Source organism: Ancylobacter koreensis (assembly GCF_023016525.1).
Taxonomy (GTDB): domain Bacteria; phylum Pseudomonadota; class Alphaproteobacteria; order Rhizobiales; family Xanthobacteraceae; genus Ancylobacter; species Ancylobacter koreensis.
In genome coordinates this window covers 1-16,120 of the sequence record NZ_JALKCG010000009.1, presented here as the reverse complement: position 1 = coordinate 16,120, position 16,120 = coordinate 1, and the positions used below count along the sequence as shown (strand labels likewise).

14 protein-coding genes and 1 pseudogene are annotated in these 16,120 nt (G+C 66.4%); 12 read left to right on the top strand and 3 right to left on the bottom strand.

Features of this window, described 5'->3' with window-relative positions; translation table 11 throughout:
- Positions 1-27: 27 nt before the first annotated feature.
- Together MWN33_RS17290 and MWN33_RS17285 are read left to right on the top strand one after the other, a co-directional pair.
- A pseudogene (locus tag MWN33_RS17290) lies at positions 28-234 on the top strand (cysteine ABC transporter permease); the annotation flags it as partial.
- Positions 231-977, top strand: coding sequence for an amino acid ABC transporter ATP-binding protein (locus tag MWN33_RS17285; RefSeq protein WP_247202298.1), 747 nt, complete (start codon positions 231-233; stop codon positions 975-977). The pseudogene MWN33_RS17290 and the gene MWN33_RS17285, both read left to right, overlap by 4 nt.
- Positions 978-1,045: 68 nt before the next feature.
- Here the strand turns inward: MWN33_RS17285 and MWN33_RS17280 are convergent, their stop codons facing one another.
- The 3 genes from MWN33_RS17280 to MWN33_RS17270 form a co-directional block, all read right to left on the bottom strand.
- Positions 1,046-1,795, bottom strand: a complete 750-nt coding sequence (locus tag MWN33_RS17280) for a transporter substrate-binding domain-containing protein (RefSeq protein WP_247202297.1) — start codon at positions 1,793-1,795, stop codon at positions 1,046-1,048.
- An 83-nt stretch (positions 1,796-1,878) separates the two neighbouring features.
- Positions 1,879-3,378 (bottom strand): tripartite tricarboxylate transporter permease, encoded by a 1,500-nt coding sequence (locus MWN33_RS17275; RefSeq protein ID WP_247202296.1) that lies wholly within the window; start codon positions 3,376-3,378, stop codon positions 1,879-1,881.
- On the bottom strand, positions 3,378-3,839 hold the full coding sequence (locus MWN33_RS17270) for a tripartite tricarboxylate transporter TctB family protein (RefSeq protein WP_247202295.1): 462 nt from the start codon (positions 3,837-3,839) through the stop codon (positions 3,378-3,380). Before MWN33_RS17270 ends, MWN33_RS17275 begins: the two co-directional genes overlap by 1 nt.
- Before the next feature lie 90 nt (positions 3,840-3,929).
- Here MWN33_RS17270 and MWN33_RS17265 point away from each other — a divergent pair, with 90 nt between their 5' ends.
- Genes MWN33_RS17265 through MWN33_RS17220 form a run of 10 tightly spaced genes read left to right on the top strand, consistent with a single transcriptional unit; the run spans position 3,930 to position 16,069 of the window.
- Positions 3,930-4,913 (top strand): Bug family tripartite tricarboxylate transporter substrate binding protein, encoded by a 984-nt coding sequence (locus MWN33_RS17265; protein WP_247202294.1) that lies wholly within the window; start codon positions 3,930-3,932, stop codon positions 4,911-4,913.
- 20 nt (positions 4,914-4,933) lie between these two features.
- A complete protein-coding gene (locus MWN33_RS17260; RefSeq protein ID WP_247202293.1) occupies positions 4,934-6,268 on the top strand; it encodes an LLM class flavin-dependent oxidoreductase in 1,335 nt (444 codons plus the stop codon).
- A gap of 35 nt (positions 6,269-6,303) precedes the next feature.
- Positions 6,304-7,452, top strand: a complete 1,149-nt coding sequence (locus tag MWN33_RS17255) for an ABC transporter ATP-binding protein (protein ID WP_247202292.1) — start codon at positions 6,304-6,306, stop codon at positions 7,450-7,452.
- Positions 7,449-9,182, top strand: coding sequence for an ABC transporter permease (locus tag MWN33_RS17250; RefSeq protein ID WP_247202291.1), 1,734 nt, complete (start codon positions 7,449-7,451; stop codon positions 9,180-9,182). The genes MWN33_RS17255 and MWN33_RS17250 overlap by 4 nt, the downstream gene beginning before the upstream one ends.
- Positions 9,183-9,196: 14 nt before the next feature.
- Positions 9,197-10,756, top strand: a complete 1,560-nt coding sequence (locus MWN33_RS17245; RefSeq protein WP_247202290.1) for an FAD-dependent oxidoreductase — start codon at positions 9,197-9,199, stop codon at positions 10,754-10,756.
- 8 nt (positions 10,757-10,764) lie between these two features.
- Positions 10,765-12,153: an LLM class flavin-dependent oxidoreductase gene (locus MWN33_RS17240; RefSeq protein ID WP_247202289.1), complete on the top strand. Its 1,389-nt coding sequence runs from the start codon at positions 10,765-10,767 to the stop codon at positions 12,151-12,153.
- 23 nt (positions 12,154-12,176) lie between these two features.
- Complete coding sequence (locus MWN33_RS17235) at positions 12,177-13,250, top strand: ABC transporter substrate-binding protein (RefSeq protein ID WP_247202288.1); 1,074 nt, start codon at positions 12,177-12,179, stop codon at positions 13,248-13,250.
- A 58-nt stretch (positions 13,251-13,308) separates the two neighbouring features.
- Positions 13,309-14,904: a rhodanese-like domain-containing protein gene (locus tag MWN33_RS17230; protein WP_247202287.1), complete on the top strand. Its 1,596-nt coding sequence runs from the start codon at positions 13,309-13,311 to the stop codon at positions 14,902-14,904.
- A 20-nt stretch (positions 14,905-14,924) separates the two neighbouring features.
- Positions 14,925-15,689: an SDR family NAD(P)-dependent oxidoreductase gene (locus MWN33_RS17225; protein WP_247202286.1), complete on the top strand. Its 765-nt coding sequence runs from the start codon at positions 14,925-14,927 to the stop codon at positions 15,687-15,689.
- Between the two features lie 53 nt (positions 15,690-15,742).
- Entirely contained in the window at positions 15,743-16,069 is a 327-nt protein-coding gene (locus MWN33_RS17220; RefSeq protein WP_247202285.1) for a hypothetical protein, read from the top strand.
- Positions 16,070-16,120 lie beyond the last annotated feature (51 nt).

Sequence of the window (16,120 nt, the reverse complement as noted above, 5' to 3'; positions counted from 1 at the left end):
TGTCTAAGCCGGAGGAGAAAAGGGTCTCAGGACACCTCGCTGGCCGCCGCCGTGACAGTGCCGGAGCTGTTCCAGGCGGCGCAGCGCATCGTTGCCACCAGCTATGAGCCGCTGATCATCTATATCGAGGCCGCGCTGATCTATCTGGCGCTGTCTTCGGTGCTCTCCGCCCTGCAGGTGCGGCTGGAGGGCCATTTCGGACGCTATGGCGGCTTCGTGAAAGCGTCGTCATGATTGCGCTCACCGACATCGAGATGAGCTTCGGCGAGCTCTCCGTCCTCAAATCCGTCAGCCTTAGAATTGCCGAGGGCAGTGTCACCGCGCTGATCGGCCCGTCCGGCTCGGGCAAAAGCACGCTGCTGCGCTGCGTGAACCTGCTGGAAATCCCGCAGGCCGGCGAGCTGGTCATTGGCGGGGACCGTGTAACATTCGTGCCCGGCAAGCGGCCGGAGCGCGACGCGATTTTGCGGGTGCGGCGCCAGACCGGCATGGTGTTCCAGAACTTCCAGCTATTCCCGCACCGCACCGCGCTGGGCAATGTCATGGAGAGCCTCGTCACGGTGCTGAAATGGCCGGAGGCGAAGGCCCGGGCCCGCTCGCTGGAGCTGCTCGACAAGGTCGGCCTCGCCCACAAGGCCGACGCCTGGCCGGCGCAGCTGTCCGGCGGCCAGCAGCAGCGCGTGGCGATCGCGCGCGCTCTCGCCCCGGCGCCGAAAGTACTGCTGTGCGACGAGCCGACCTCCGCGCTCGACCCGGAGCTTGCCGAGGAGGTGGTGGAAGTCATCGCGCAACTGGCGCGCGAGGGCACCACCATGCTGATAGCGACCCATGACCTGCGGCTCGCGGCCAATATCGCCGGCGAAGTCGCGTTTCTGGACGGCGGCCACATCGTCGAGACCGGCCCGGCCCGCGCGCTGTTCGCGAATCCGATTAAGGAGCGCACGCGCCAGTTCATCGCGAGCCTGCTGACGCAGTGAGCACTGCAGACCTTCCGGCCCATTAGCGGTGACGCGGTTCCGCCACAACGCGCGCCCGCGCTTCGCCGTCACGCAGCGGAGACGCTCAGTCCCTGCACACGGTGCCTGTGGATCAGTTCGGCGACGAAGCCAGAGCTCTTGGCGGCCTCAATGAACCTCGTGAGGTGGGCGAGCGCCGCGGCTTTCGCCTTTGGCGTACCGATCGCCTGCTGCACCGCCATGAAGCGCCCCGGCAATAGGGTCGACCCGGGAAGCAACGCCTGATCCGCGATCAACCGCGGTCGAAGCCCAGCGAGCGCGTCGAGCCCTTGCTCGGCAAAATCCGCCCGCGCCTGGTCCATGGTCGAGGAGCGCACCAGCGTGGCGCGCCGGATGTTGCGGTCGAGCCAGAGCCCATAGGCGGTGCGCCCCGTCACCGCGATGCGAAGACCCGGCGCATCGACGTCCCCCGTGCTTTGCAACGTTGAGCCTTCGGGGACCAAATAGGTCGCCTCGATCTCCACATAGGATGGGGTGAAGCTGATCACTTCAGCTCGCTGCGGCTCGGCCCCGATCAGCCCGATATCCCATTCGTCGCGCAATGCCGCGTCGGCCAGAAGACTGGGCGACTCGTACGGTACCAATTGCAGCCTGACCCCGAGGTGGTTGGCGATAGCGCCGGCCATGTCGGGCGACACCCCGATCGGCGAACCTTGCGCATCGCGGTTCGAGACCAGCAGAAAGTTCGAGAGATTTATGCCGGCGCGAAGTACGCCGCCAGGGGCAAGAAGGTCGCGCAAGGCGGGGGAGATGGGATCGATGGTCGGGCTGAACGTCATGTTTGGTACTCGGTACTGAACGGAAAGGATCCGGGCAGCATCCTATGCCGGATCGTGACGACGGTCATGGACGTCCGTTCTCCTCACTCCACGAACACCTCCTCGCGACGCTTGCGCACCGAGGGCAGGACCGCCACCACCAGTAGGGCAGCCGTCGCCAGCAGTAGCGTCAGGCTGATCGGCTTTTCGACAAACGTCATCGGGTTGCCGTGCGCGACCAGCATGGCGCGGCGGAAATTCTCTTCCAGCATAGGCCCGATGATGAAGCTGAGCAGCAGGGGCGTCGGGTCGCAATCCAGCCGCGACAACGCGTAACCGAACAGCCCGGCGGCGAACAGCACGACCACATCGAAAGTTGAGTTGTTCACGCTGTAGGCGCCGATGCAGCAGAACAGGATGATCGCCGGCACCAGCCGCCTGTAGGGGATGCGCAGGATCGACACCCAGATGGCGATCAGCGGCAGGTTGATGATCAGCAGCATCGCGTTGCCGATCCACATCGAACACACCAGCCCCCAGAAGAGATCCGGGCGCTGCGTCACCACCTGCGGCCCCGGCGAGATACCATGGATGGTCATGGCGCCGATCATCAGCGCCGTCACCGCACCGGAAGGCATGCCGAGGGTGAGCATCGGCACGAAGGAGGTCTGCGCCGCAGCATTGTTGGCACTCTCCGGGGAGGCGAGCCCTTCGATCGCGCCCTTGCCGAAGCGTTCCGGCGTGCGGGAAATCTTCTTTTCCAGCATGTAGGCGGTGAACGAGGCAAGCAGCGTGCCGCTTCCCGGCAGGATGCCGAGCACCGTGCCAACGCCGGTGCCGCGCAGGATCGGCAGAGCCGAGGCTTTGAGGTCCGCCCATTTCGGCCACAGCCCGGAAATCTTGTTGTGCAGAATGGTGCTGTCGCCCGGCGTCTCCAGCGTGCGCAGGATTTCGGAGATGCCGAACAGCCCCATCGCCAACGGGATGAAATCGATGCCGTCGCGCAGTTCCTGAATGCCGAAGGTGAAACGTGCCTTGCTGGTCTCGACATCGGTGCCGATCAGCCCGAGCGACAGGCCGATCAGTACCATCACCAGCCCGTTCAGCACCGAGCCCTTGCCCATGACGATGACCGCGACGATGGCGAGCACCATCAGCGCAACATTCTCCGCCGGCCCGAACATCAGGCCGAGCTCGGAGAGCGTCGAGGCCGATCCGGCGATGAAGAAGGTCGAGACCGTGCCGGCGAACAGCGAGCCGATGGCGGCAATCGACAGCGCCACTCCCGCGCGGCCCTGCTTGGCCATCTGGTGGCCGTCCAGCGCGGTGATGATACCGGACGACTCGCCGGGCATGTTGACGAGGATCGCCGTGGTCGAGCCGCCATATTGCGCGCCGTAATAGATGCCGGCCAGCATGATGAGAGCGCCAACGGCCGGCAGCTCAAAAGTCACCGGGAGCAGGATGGCGATCGTGGTCGCCGGCCCGATGCCTGGCAGAACACCGACCAGCGTGCCCAACAGCACGCCGATCAGGCACAGCAGAAGATTCTGCCAGGAAAGCGCGACATCGAAGCCGAGCGCGAGATGACCGAGAAGTTCCATCACAGGAAGTTCGGCAGGATCGGCAGAGGCAGGCCAAGCCCATAGGCGAACACCGCCCCGGCAATGGCGGCAAGCGAGCCGGCAAGGATCACGCGCTCCGTCCAGCCATCGCTGTGCTGCGCGAGCGATGAGAAAAACACCGTCGCCGTGGCGCTGGCCAGCAGGCCGATCGGCTGGATCAGCAGCGCGAACGTCAGCACGCCGAAGCTGATGCTGGCTGCCCCACGCCAGTGAATCGGTGCTTCCGGCGCGGCATCGTCCGAGAGCCCGCGCCGGGCAAGCAACGCCTTGATCAGGATGAGCACGGCGACCACGAGCAGGCTGATGGCCACGGCACGGGGAATGAATCCGGGGCCCATGCGCACCGCCGTTCCCACCGGGAGATGGCTGCCGAAAGCCAGCAGAGTCAAGGCAAAGGCGGTGGCGAGGCCGGCGGTGAGAACGTCGCGATTAAGGGGCACTGGCAATCTCCAAACTCATTAGTCCATATTTTCTATCGACAATTGGAAATGTCAATTTAGGATCGTGCCGAATTACGGAGGTTCTCAGCGATGAATGGTGTTTTCAGTCTATTAGCCGGCGCCGCACTGGCACTGACGCTCATCCCCGCTTCCGCCGACGAGGTGGACGTGTCGAAATACCCGCAGTCCCAGGTGCGCATCGTCGTCACCTCGTCGGCCGGCGCCAGCGCCGACGCGCTGACCCGGACGGTGGCCCGCGAGCTCGGAAAAATCTGGGGCAAGGACCCCATCGTCGAGAACGTCGCCGGCTCCAACGGCAATATCGGGCTGGAGCAGATCGCGCAGGGCAAGCCGGACGGACTCTCCATCGTGGTCGGCGGCGACAAGGTGCCGCTCAACGCCATCTTCTTCGGCACGGAGCTGAAGAGCGACCTGATCAAGGATCTTTCGACCGTCACCAAGGCAGTGTCTAATCCGCAAATCCTGGTGGTCCGCCCCTCGCTCGGCGTGAAGAACCTCGATGAATATCTGAAGCTCGCCCGCGAGAAGGACGGAACGCTCACGGTTGGCACGCCGTCCAATGGCGGGGCCCATCACATCGGCCACGAGCTGCTCGGCCAACTCACCGGCACCAAATACACCTTCATCCCCTACAAGGGCGGCGCCCCGGCGGTGACCGACCTGCTTGGTGGCCATATCGACGCGGTGATCATCACACTTGCCGCCGTTACCGAGCATGTGCGCGCCGGCCGACTGGTGCCCATCGGCGTCAGCACCGCCAAGCGCTCGGCTGCCCTGCCCGATGTTCCGACCTTCCAGGAGCAGGGCATCAAGGATTTCAACATCGAGACCTGGCAGGGCTTTTTCGTCTCCGCCAAGACCCCGCGCCCGCTGGTCGAGAAGATTAACCGCGACTTCGTTGCCGCACTGAACGCACCCGAGGTGAAAAGCTTCCTCGAAGGCCAGGGCTTCACCGTCGTCGCGTCAACCGCCGCCGAAGGCGATGCCGCGGTGCGCAGCGATTTCGAGAACTACAGCCGCGCCATCAGGGCCGCCAACATCAAGCTCGATTGAGCGTTCTCAGGACGACTGCCGTGACGAACAAGCACATCCACCTCAACGTCTTCGTGCCGACTACCGGCCATCACGAGGCGTCTTGGCTCTACAGCGGATCACAGCCCGAGCGCCTGACCGATGTCGATTATTACCGCGAGATCGCGGCGATCGCCGAGCGCGGCAAGTTCGACTCGCTGTTCCTCGCCGACCAGCTCGCTATCGGCCGCAGCGTGAAGCATGTGGCGCAAGGCAAGCTGGAGCCCCTGACGCTGCTCTCGGCGCTGGCGGGTTCAACCTCGCATATCGGCCTGATCGCCACCGCCTCCACCACCTATTCGGAACCCTATAATCTCGCCCGGCAATTCGCCTCGCTCGACCATATCAGCGGCGGCCGCGCCGGCTGGAACATCGTCACCTCCTGGTCGGCCGAGGCGGCCGGCAATTTCGGGCTCGACCAGCGCAATTCGCACACCGACCGCTACCGCCGCGCCACCGAATATGTCGAGGTGGTGCGCAAGCTGTGGGACAGCTGGGAGGACGACGCCCGCGTGCTGGACCGCACGCTCGGCATCTATGCCGACACCGCCCGCATCCACGCCATCGGCCATCAGGGCGAGGCGTTCCGGGTCCGCGGGCCGCTCGACATACCGCGCTCGCCGCAGGGCAACCCGGTGCTGGTGCAGGCCGGCTCCTCCGATGAGGGCCGTGGCTTCGCCGCCCGCTATGCCGAGGCGATCTTCACCGCGCAGCAGGATCTCGGCGAAGCGCAGGGCTTCTATGCCGATGTGAAGCGCCGCGCCTTGGCGTTCGGCCGCGACCCGGACGGCATCAAGATCTTGCCCGGCCTGTCGCCGATCCTCGGCTCGACTGAAGCCGAGGCCCGCGCGCTGGAAGAGGAACTCGACGACCTCACCCTGCCCGTGGTCGGCCTCAAGCATCTCTCGCAGCGTTTCGACGGCTTCGACTTCAGCGTCTTCCCACTGGACGAGCGCATCCCGATCGAGGCGTTCCCACGCCCGGAGACGGTGCAGGGTGCGCAGAGCCGCTCGCAGGTCATTCTCAACATCGTCGAGCGCGAAAAGCCGACGCTGCGCCAGTTGCTGCGCCGCCTTGCCGGCGGTCGCGGCCACAAGGTGCTGGCCGGCACGCCGAAAGCGGTCGCCGACCATATTCAGCTCTGGGTCGAGCAGCGCGCGGCCGACGGCTTCAACATCATGCCGGCCTTCATGCCGGGCGGGCTCAGCGCCTTCGTCGACGAGGTCGTGCCGATCCTGCAGGCCCGCGGGCTGTTCCGCCGCGACTACACCGGCCGCAGCCTGCGCGAGCATTACGGCCTGACCCGCCCCGAGAGCCGCTACGCCCGCTCGGCCTGAACCATCCTCAAGACGACGCGTACCCGGAGTTCGCCATGAACTTTTATTCGCCTGCCACCGGCATCGTGCCCGATGCCCCCGTTGCGACCGCTCAGCCTCCGCGGCTGGAATTGCGCGATCTGCGCAAGCGGCTCGGTGATACGGCGGCCGTGAACGGTATCGATCTGCAAGTGGCGCCCGGCGAAAGCGTGGTGCTGCTCGGCCCCTCCGGCTGCGGCAAGACCACGACATTGCGCATGGTGGCGGGCTTCCTGCAGCCGGAAGGCGGCGAGATCCATCTCGACGGCACACTCGCCTCCAACGCCTCCTTCGCGCTGCCGCCGGAAAAGCGGCGCCTCGGCATGGTGTTCCAGACCTATGCGGTGTGGCCGCACAAAACGGTGGCGGAGAATGTCGGCTACGGCCTCGTGGTCGCCGGCGGGAAGCGCGCGGAAATCGACCGCGAGGTCGCTGCCGTGCTCGATCTGGTGCAGCTCGGCGATCTCGCCAGGCGCTACCCCTCGGAACTCTCCGGCGGCCAGCAGCAGCGCGTCGCGCTGGCGCGGGCACTCGCCACCAAGCCGACCCTGCTGCTGCTCGACGAACCGCTCTCCAACCTCGACGCCTCGCTGCGGCAGGAGATGCGCTTTGAGCTGCGAGCGCTGCAAAAGCGCATCGGCATCACCACGCTCTACGTCACCCACGACCAGGACGAGGCGCTGGTGCTCGCCGACCGGGTCGTGGTGATGAACAAGGGCCGCATCGAGCAGGTCGGCACCCCGGAAGAGGTCTACCGCACCCCCGCCAGCCGCTTCGTCGGCAACTTCGTCGGCACCGCCAACCTGCTGGAAGGAACAGTCGTCACGGTGGATCGCGCCGCCGGCCGGGTGTCAGTGGCACTCTACGCCGGCGACATCGCCACGGCGCGCGCATCGGCCGGCTGGCTCGCCACCGCAGCGCCCGGACAGCACGCAACATTGCTACTGCGCCCCGAGGACATCCGTTTCGACCGCCCGGAAAAGCCCGACCAGCAGACCGGCCTCGATGTGCGGTTCGTGTCGGCAGCGTTCCTCGGCAGCCGCTACGAACTTCAGCTCACCGCCAACGACACCCCCTTACGCGTGCAGTCGCGCACGCCCGGCACCTTCACGGACGACCGCGCCCGGCTGTGGTTCCGCCCGGACAGCGCCTGGGTGGTGGCATGAGCAGCGCGACCCTCTTCACCGACGACCCGCATGATGTACAGGACGGGGCCCCGCTGCTGCAGAGACTGTCCGGCATCCAGCCGGTGAAGCTTCTCGTCATCGGCTGTGCAATCTTCATCCTGCTGGCGCTCATCGCCTATCCGCTCGCCTTGCTCATCGGCTACAGCGTCATTGATGCGCAGGGAAACCTGACCTTCGACACGTTCGAGAAGGCGTTCAACCGGCGCGGCATGTGGGCGGCGACGGTGAACTCCACCATGCTGGTCGGCCTGGTGACGGCAGGTGCCTGCGCGCTCGGCATTCCGCTCGCCTGGATCGTGGCGCGCACCGATGCACCCGGCAAGATTCTGGTGACTCTGGCGGCCGGCATCTCCTTCGTCATCCCGTCCTTCATCTCGGTAGTGTCGTGGATTTTCCTCGCCGCGCCGAACTCCGGCTATCTCAACAAGCTGGCCGTCGAGTATCTGGGCTTCACCCAGGCGCCGTTCAACATTATGAGCTTTGGCGGCCTGGTCTTCATCGAGATCATCGGCGTCTACCCGCTGGTGTTCTTCGCGGTCAGCGCAGCGCTCAACAATGTGGACGCCAGCAACGAGCAGGCCGCGCGGGTGCTCGGCGCGGGCCGGCTGCGCACCACGCTCACCATCACGCTGCCTTTAGTGCGGCCGGCGATCCTGTCTGCCGTCATCCTGGTGATGCTGGACGCGCTGTCGTCCTTCGGCGCGCCGGCGGCCATCGGCACGATGGCCAACTTCTCGGTCATCACCACCAAGATCTACGATTTGCTGAAATTCCCTCCGCAGTTCAATTACGCGGCGGCAGTGGCGATGCCGATCATGGTGTTCACCGCCGTCAGCCTGCTGATCCAGAAATACGCCGTGCGGGCGGAAAACTTCCGCACCCTCACCGGCAAGGCGACCTCCGACCAGATCACCACGCTCGGCCGCTGGCGCTGGGTGGCGGCCGGCTTCTGCATCGTCGTGATATTCGCCACCGCCGTGCTGCCCATCGGCGCGCTGCTGCTGCTCTCGGTGCTGTCCTCGTTCGGTGCCGACATTACCCTGAGCAACCTCGTCACCAAGCATTACGCGCTGATCTTCGACCCTGACTTCGTCGCGCGCGGCTCGATCATCAACAGCCTGCTGCTGGCGCTCGCCACCGCGACCGTCTGCGCCGGGCTCGGGCTGGTGCTCGGCTGGGTGGTGGAGCGGGTGAGGTTCTTCGGCCGCGAGGCCATCACCTTCCTGGTCATGATCGCCTACGGCTTTCCCTCCATCGCCTATGCGGTGGGAATCCTGATGGGCTACGTCAACCTGTTCTACGGCACGCTGACGCTCATCCTCATCGCCTATGCCGGCAAGCTGCTGCCGATCGCCTTCGTGCTGGTGCGCAACGGCATCCAACAGCTCTCCACCGACCTGGAGGAGGCCGCGCGCATCTCCGGCGCCGGCTGGCTGCGCAGCGTGCGCGACGTGACCTTCCCGCTGGTGCGCGGCGCGGTCGGCATCGCCTGGGTGCTGGTGTTCTCGCTCAGCCTGCGCGAGCTGTCGATGTCCGCCATCCTCTCTCAGGCGGACACGCAGGTCATGCCCACCGTGGTAATCCAGTTCATCGAGGACGGCGCCATCGAGCTCGCCGCCGCGCTCTCGGTCGTCATCGTCACTGTCAGTCTCTCCATCCTCGGCCTCATCCGCTTCTTCTCGCGGAAGAAGACGGCCGTGGTCAGCTAGCCGGAATGCCCGCCATGCCTGTCAACACATCCACCCCGCCCTTCGACGAAGTCTGGGACGTGCTCGTCGTCGGCTTCGGCTTTGCCGGCGGCGCCTCGGCGATCGCCGCCCATGATGCCGGCGCGCGTGTGCTGCTGATCGAGAAGCAGCCCGATCCCGGCGGCATCTCGATCTGCGCCGGCGGCGGCATTCGCACCATCGTCGAGCGCGACGGCGCCCGCGCCTATCTGCGCGAGACGGTTGGCCCCGACGTGCCGGGTGACGTGCTCGATGCGGTCGCTTCCGGCATGGCCGAGCTGGAGCCCTATTTCCGCGACCTCGCCAAGGTGAACGGCGCCGAGATCGCCGTACACCGCCGAATTGCCAACTACCCGTTCACGGGCAACGACGCCTTCGGCACGGTGGAGGTGCTATCCATCCCCGGCTTCGATGCGCGTACTGAGTACCCGCAGGTGCGGGGCCGGCTGCGCGGGCCGAACGTGTTCAAGCTGGTGCACGACAATGTCCGGGCGCGCGGCATCGAGACACGCCTCGATACGGCCGCCGAACGGCTGATCCTCGGCGCCAACGGGGAAGTGCTTGGCGCCATCATCTGCTCCAATGGCGAGGTGAAGCGCATCGGCACACGGCGCGGCGTCATCCTCGCCTCCGGCGGCTTCGAGGCCGCGCCCGATCTGCAGCGCAAATACTGGCAGATCCGCCCGGTCCTTCCGGTCGCCACGCGTGGAAATACCGGCGACGGCATCCGCATGGCGCAGGCCGCCGGCGCCGACCTTTGGCACATGTGGCACTTCCACGGTTCCTATGGCTTCCGCCACACCGACCCGGCCTATCCCTATGGCCTTCGGGTCAAGAAACTGCCGGATTGGACGCCGCAGCTGCAGGAGCCGGACGTGCGCATGTCCTGGATCGTGCTGGATCGCCAGGGCCGGCGCTTCATGAACGAGTACCAGCCCTATATCCAGGACACCGGCCACCGGCCGCTCGACCAGTATGACGCGCAGTCGCAGCGCTTCCCGCGCATCCCCGCCTTCCTTGTGGTGGATGAGGACGGACGCAAGCTCTACCCGCTCGGCCAGACAGTGATCAATGATCGCTCGGTCGAGCCCTATGAGTGGAGCGACGATAATTTGAAGGAGGTCGGCAACGGCATCCTGAAGCGCGCCGACAGCATCAACGAACTCGCCGCGCTGATCGATGCCGATCCCGCCACGGTCGCGGCGAGCCTCGCGCGCTGGAATGCGGCGGTCGAGGCCGGCACGGACGGCGACCACAACCGCCCGGCTGGCTCGCTGTTCCCCGTGAAGAACCCGCCCTTCTATGTCGGCGAGCTGTGGCCGGTGGTCAGCAACACCCAAGGCGGCCCGGCGCATGACGCCCGCCAGCGCGTACTCAACGCCCATGGCGAGCCGATTCCCGGGCTCTATGAGGCCGGCGAGCTCGGCAGCATCTGGGGCTTTCTCTATCTCGGCGCCGGCAATCTCGCGGAATGCTTCGTCACCGGCCAGATCGCCGGCAAGGACGCCGCCGCACAGCAGCCCGCCGCCCTCCCCTCCGAACTCACAGCCGCCTGAGGTTTCCCATGACCAAGCAGATGGCGCTCGGCGCCTTTCTCTACCCCACCGGCCACCACGCCGCCGCTTGGCGCCACCCGGAGGCGCAGGCCGATGCCGGCATCAACTTCAAGCATTACGCCGAGATCGCGCAGGCGGCCGAGGCCGCCAAGTTCGATATGCTGTTCCTGGCCGACAGCGCCGGAGCTCGCGGCGAGGACTGGGGCGCGCTGGCGCGCTTCTCCACCCATTACGTGGCGCAGTTCGAGCCGCTGACGCTGCTCGGCGCACTGGCGGCCGTCACCGAGCGGATCGGTCTCGTGGCGACCGCCTCCACCACCTATAACGAGCCCTACACGCTGGCCCGCAAATTCGCCTCCATCGACCATATCAGCGGCGGGCGCGCCGGCTGGAACCTCGTCACCTCGGGCAATGAGGGTGAGGCCTATAATTTCGGCCGCGACCGCCATCCCCCGCACGACGAGCGCTACCGCCGCGCTACCGAGTTCCTCGCAGTCACCGAGGGGCTGTGGGACTCATGGGAGGACGACGCCTTCGTCCGCGACAAGGACAGCGGCGTCTTCTTCGATCCCGACAAGGTCTACAGCCTCGATCATCGCGGCGAGTATTTTGGCGTGCGTGGGCCGCTCAACATTCCGCGCTCGCCGCAGGGTTGGCCGGTGCTGGTGCAGGCCGGCTCGTCGGAGGCCGGCAAGGCGTTGGCCGGTGCCTCCGCCGAGGTCGTCTTCACCGCGCAGCAAACCCTTGCCGACGCGCAGGCGTTCTACCGCGACGTGAAGGCCCGCGCCGTCGCCGCCGGGCGTTCCCCGGACGACGTCAAGATCATGCCGGGCATCTTCCCGGTGGTCGGCCGCACCGAGGCGGAAGCACAGGCGAAGTTCGAGGAACTGCAGAACCTCATCCACCCGGATGTCGCGCTCTCCATCCTTGAGCATCGCCTCGGCATCCCGCTGCGCCATCTCCCGCTGGACGGCCCGCTGCCCACCGGCATCCCGGTCACCAATGCCGCGCAGAGCCGGCAGGTGCTGCTGCTGGAACTCGCCCAGCGCGAGGGGCTGTCGATCCTGCAGCTCGGCCTACGGGTCGCCGGCGCGCGCGGCCATTGGCAGGTGATCGGCACGCCGGAGCAGATCGTCGACAAGATGGAGGAGCGCTTCCTCAACGAGGGCGCCGACGGCTTCAACGTCATGCCGCCCTACCTGCCAGGCGGCCTCACCGACTTCATCGAACTGGTGCTGCCCGAACTGCGCCGGCGCGGCCTGTTCCGTACCGATTATGAGGGCCGGACCCTGCGCGAGCATCTCGGGCTCAAGCGCCCCGATCGTCACCACAAGCACACCAAGGCGATCGACGCCGCAGCCGAGCATACGGCTGCGAAAACGTCTGCCGCCGCCTAATCATTTGACCCTAGGAGACTGAAATGCCCCTCAATAAGAGAACCCTGCTTAAGGGCGCAGCCGCCGCGCTGCTAATCGCGGGCTCGCTCGCCACCTCGTTCGCCCCTGCCCGCGCCGACACGCTACCGGAGCGCTTCAAGGACCTCTATGAGGCCGCGAAGAAGGAAGGCTCGGTGGTGTTCTACACATCGTACCGGCAGGAAACGAGCACCCAGGTGCTGGAGTTCTGGCGCAAGAACTTCCCTGATGTGAAGCTCAACATCGTACAGAAGCAGACGCTCGACCTGATCCCTACCATCGAGGCGGAAAAGGCGGCGGGGCGCACCAATCCGGACGTGGTGTTCATCAGCCAGCGCTTCATTCTCGACGACTGGAAGAAGCGCGGCTACCTCACGCCCTACAAGGTGCGCGACTTCGGCAAGATCGGCGGCAACTACAAGGATGCCGACGGCGCCTACCTCGCCACCGCCGCGACGCTGCTGTCCGCCGCCTACAACCCCAAGGCCTTCCCCGACAAATCGGTACTGCCGAAGAAGATCGCCGACTTCCTCGACCCGAAGTGGAAGGGCAAGATCGTGTTCTCCGACCCGCAGTCGGCGGCCTCGCAGCTCACCTGGTTCCAGACGCTTCTGGCCCACAAGATCATCACCTGGGACACCATCAAGGGCTTCGCCAAGCAGGATTTCCTGTTCACGCGCGGCAATGCGGAATCGGTGCGCCTGCTGGTGGCGGGCGAGCGTGATCTGTCGCCGCTGATCTCGTCGCAGAACGTCATCACCGCAAAGGAGAAGGGCCAGAGCATCGAGGCCTACATCCTAGAGGATGGCGTGGTCACCAACGAGAACTACCTCGCCATCTTCAAGGGCGGCCCGAACCCCACGGCAGCCAAGCTGCTGGAAGAGGTGCTGACCAGCGCCGAGGGTCAGGAACTCGTCGCCAATACCGGCTCCTACATCCCGACCCATCCCGACGCGAAGACGCCGGAAGGCCTGCCCAAGCTCGCCGACCTGAAGATCATTGTCGCGGACCAGGATATCGGCGGCGAGGCCTCGACGAAGTTCCTCGAGCAGTTCGACGCGGTCTTCAACCGCCAGTGATTGGCCGCAGGCCCTTCCCGAACGGGAGGCGCCTTTCTCCCACCAGGTTGAGAACAAGATGAGCGCCAACTTTCCCCGCATCGACGCCGCCACCCTGCATGCCACCCTCTCCGGTGACACCGAGATCGCCCTGCTCGACGTGCGCGAGGAAGGCGTGTTCGCCAGCGCGCACATCCTGACCGCCTCGAACACTCCGATCTCCCGCTTCGAGCGCATCGTCCCGGCGCTGGTGCCGCGCCGCGCCACCCCGATCGTGCTGGTGGATGACGAAGAGACGCTGGCCACCCGCGCCGCCGGCCTGCTTCGCGCGCATGGCTATGACGACGTGTCGATCCTGCGCGGCGGCGTACCGGCATGGAAGAGCGCCGGCTTCGAGCTGTTCGCCGGCGTCTATGTGCCGAGCAAGGCCTTCGCCGAGTTCGTCGAGGTGGAGTACGCGACCCCGCATATCGACGCGCACGAACTGCAGGCCCGCCGCGCCGCTGGCGAGGACATCGTGCTACTCGATAGCCGGCCTTATGACGAGTACAACTGGATCACCATTCCCGGCGCCATCGATTGCCCCGGCGCCGAGCTGGTGCTGCGTGCCCGCGAGGTCATTCCGTCCGACGAGACGCTGGTGGTGGTGAATTGCGGCGGACGCACCCGCTCGATCATCGGCGCTCAGATATTGATCGACGCCAGCCTGCCCAACCGCGTGGTGTCACTCAAGGACGGCACACAGGGCTGGCATCTGGCGGGCCTGGACGTCGCGCGCGGCCAGGACCAGATCGCACCAAAGCCCTCTCCCAGAACCCATGACTGGGCACGCAAGGCCGCCGAGGCGCTGGCCACGCGCCTCAACGTGCCGACCATCGGCGCGGCGACGCTCGCCCGCTTCGAGACGGAGCGCGACGAGACCACGCTCTACCGCTTCGACGTGCGCGGCACCGACGAGTACCGTCATGGCCATCGCCCGGGCTTCTTCTCGGCGCCCGGCGGCCAGCTGGTGCAGGCCACCGACACCTATATCGCCGTGCGATCGGCGCGCATTGTGCTGGCTGACAGCGACGGCGTGCGGGCCCGCAGCACGGCGGCGTGGCTCGCGAGGCTCGGCTTCCCCAATGTCTATGTGCTCGACGAGAACGCCCCGACGGGCCGCGTCGAGACCGGCGCCGCACCGGAGATCGTTCTCGGTCTTGATGGAGCCAGCGCCGAGACCGTCACCGCCGCCGAACTCTCCGCGCTTCTGGCGCAGGGCGACATCATCGTGGTGGATATCGCCACCAGCCGGCAGTACCGCGCCGGCCACATTCCCGGCGCGTGGTTCGCCGTGCGCGGCCGGCTGGCGACGGATGCGTCGAAGCTGCCCGCAGCAAAGCTCTACGTCGTCACCTCGCCCGACGAGGTGATAGCACGCCTCGCGGTGGCCGAGCTGGCGCAGGCGACCGGTGCCGTGGTGAAGCTGCTGGCCGGTGGCACCGACGCCTGGAGCAGGGCCGGCCTTCCGCTGGAGACCACGCCGGAGAACCTCGCCTCCCGGACCGATGACGTGCTGCTCAAATCCTTCGAGCGCCGCGAAGACCGTGAGGCGGCGATGCGGGAATATCTGCAGTGGGAACTCGACCTGGTCGAACAAGTGCGCCGCGACGGCACGCTGCAGTTCCGGCTGTGACGCAAAAGGAAATCGAAACGATGAGTTCGCCCCAGAACAAACCTCTCGACGGCAAGGTCGCCCTCGTCACCGGCTCGGCCCGTCGCATCGGCCGCGAAAGCGCACTGCTGCTGGCGTCAGAGGGTGCCCATGTCGTGGTCCACGCCAAGACGTCCAGGGACGAAATCGAGGCGGTGGCCGACGAGATCCGCGCGGTCGGGGGCAGCGCCAGCACGGTGCTCGCCGACATCACCGATGAGTCGCAGGCGCAGGGCCTCGTCGACGAAATCGTCGCGGCCCACGGCCGTCTGGATATCCTCGTCAACAACGCCGCCATCCGGCGCGAGACGCCGTTCGCCGAGATCAGCCTGGCCGCATGGCGCGAGATCAATTCGGTGATCGTCGAGGGCGCCTTCCTCGTCACCCGTGCCGCGATCCCGCACATGGTTCGCCACGGCTTCGGCCGCATCGTCACCATTGGCGGCGTCAGTGCGCATTCCGGCGTGTTCCACCGCGTCCATGTCGCTACCGCCAAGGCGGCACTGGTCGGCTTCACCAAGGCGCTCGCGGTTGAGTTCGGCGAACGTGGCATCACCGCCAACCTCGTCGTCCCGGGGCGCATCGGCGGCAACCGCTCGGCGACCTCGGGCGCCGGCGGCGCGTTCCCGGGCGGCGGTCATCTGCTGGTCGGGCACGAAGGCGAGCCGCGCAACGTCGCCGAGTTCGTGCGCATCCTCGCCCTGCCCGCCGGCAGCTTTACCAGCGGCCAGACCATCCATGTGAACGGTGGAATGTATCTGCCCTAGTCCTTTGATGCCGTCAGCCGACGGCCGGACCGTCGCGCAGGGGAGCGTTTTCTGTGGGTGATTTAGGGATCGACGGGTGGGCGAGGTCTTCGACATCCCTTGGCGACCTCGCCGGGCTACCAGCGACGCCGGCCAGAGACTCCGGGGAAGCCCTTAGCGCTGGCTGGAACCTTGATGAGATCGTCGCGGCGCTGCGGCAGTCGCGCGATGTCACCCACAATATCCGCCATCGCGGGCGCTTGCGCCCGCCGCCCTCCCGCGAGGCGATCACCGAGGCGCTGAAGGGCTTGGCTGCCGCACTGTTTCCGGCGCATTATGGCCAATCCGGGCTGACCTCGGAGACGATTGGCCTGCTGCCGGTTTCGTGGACGCGCAGTTAAGCTAATCCGACGTCCCGCTCGAACTCCATCGGGCTGACGTAGCCGATGGTC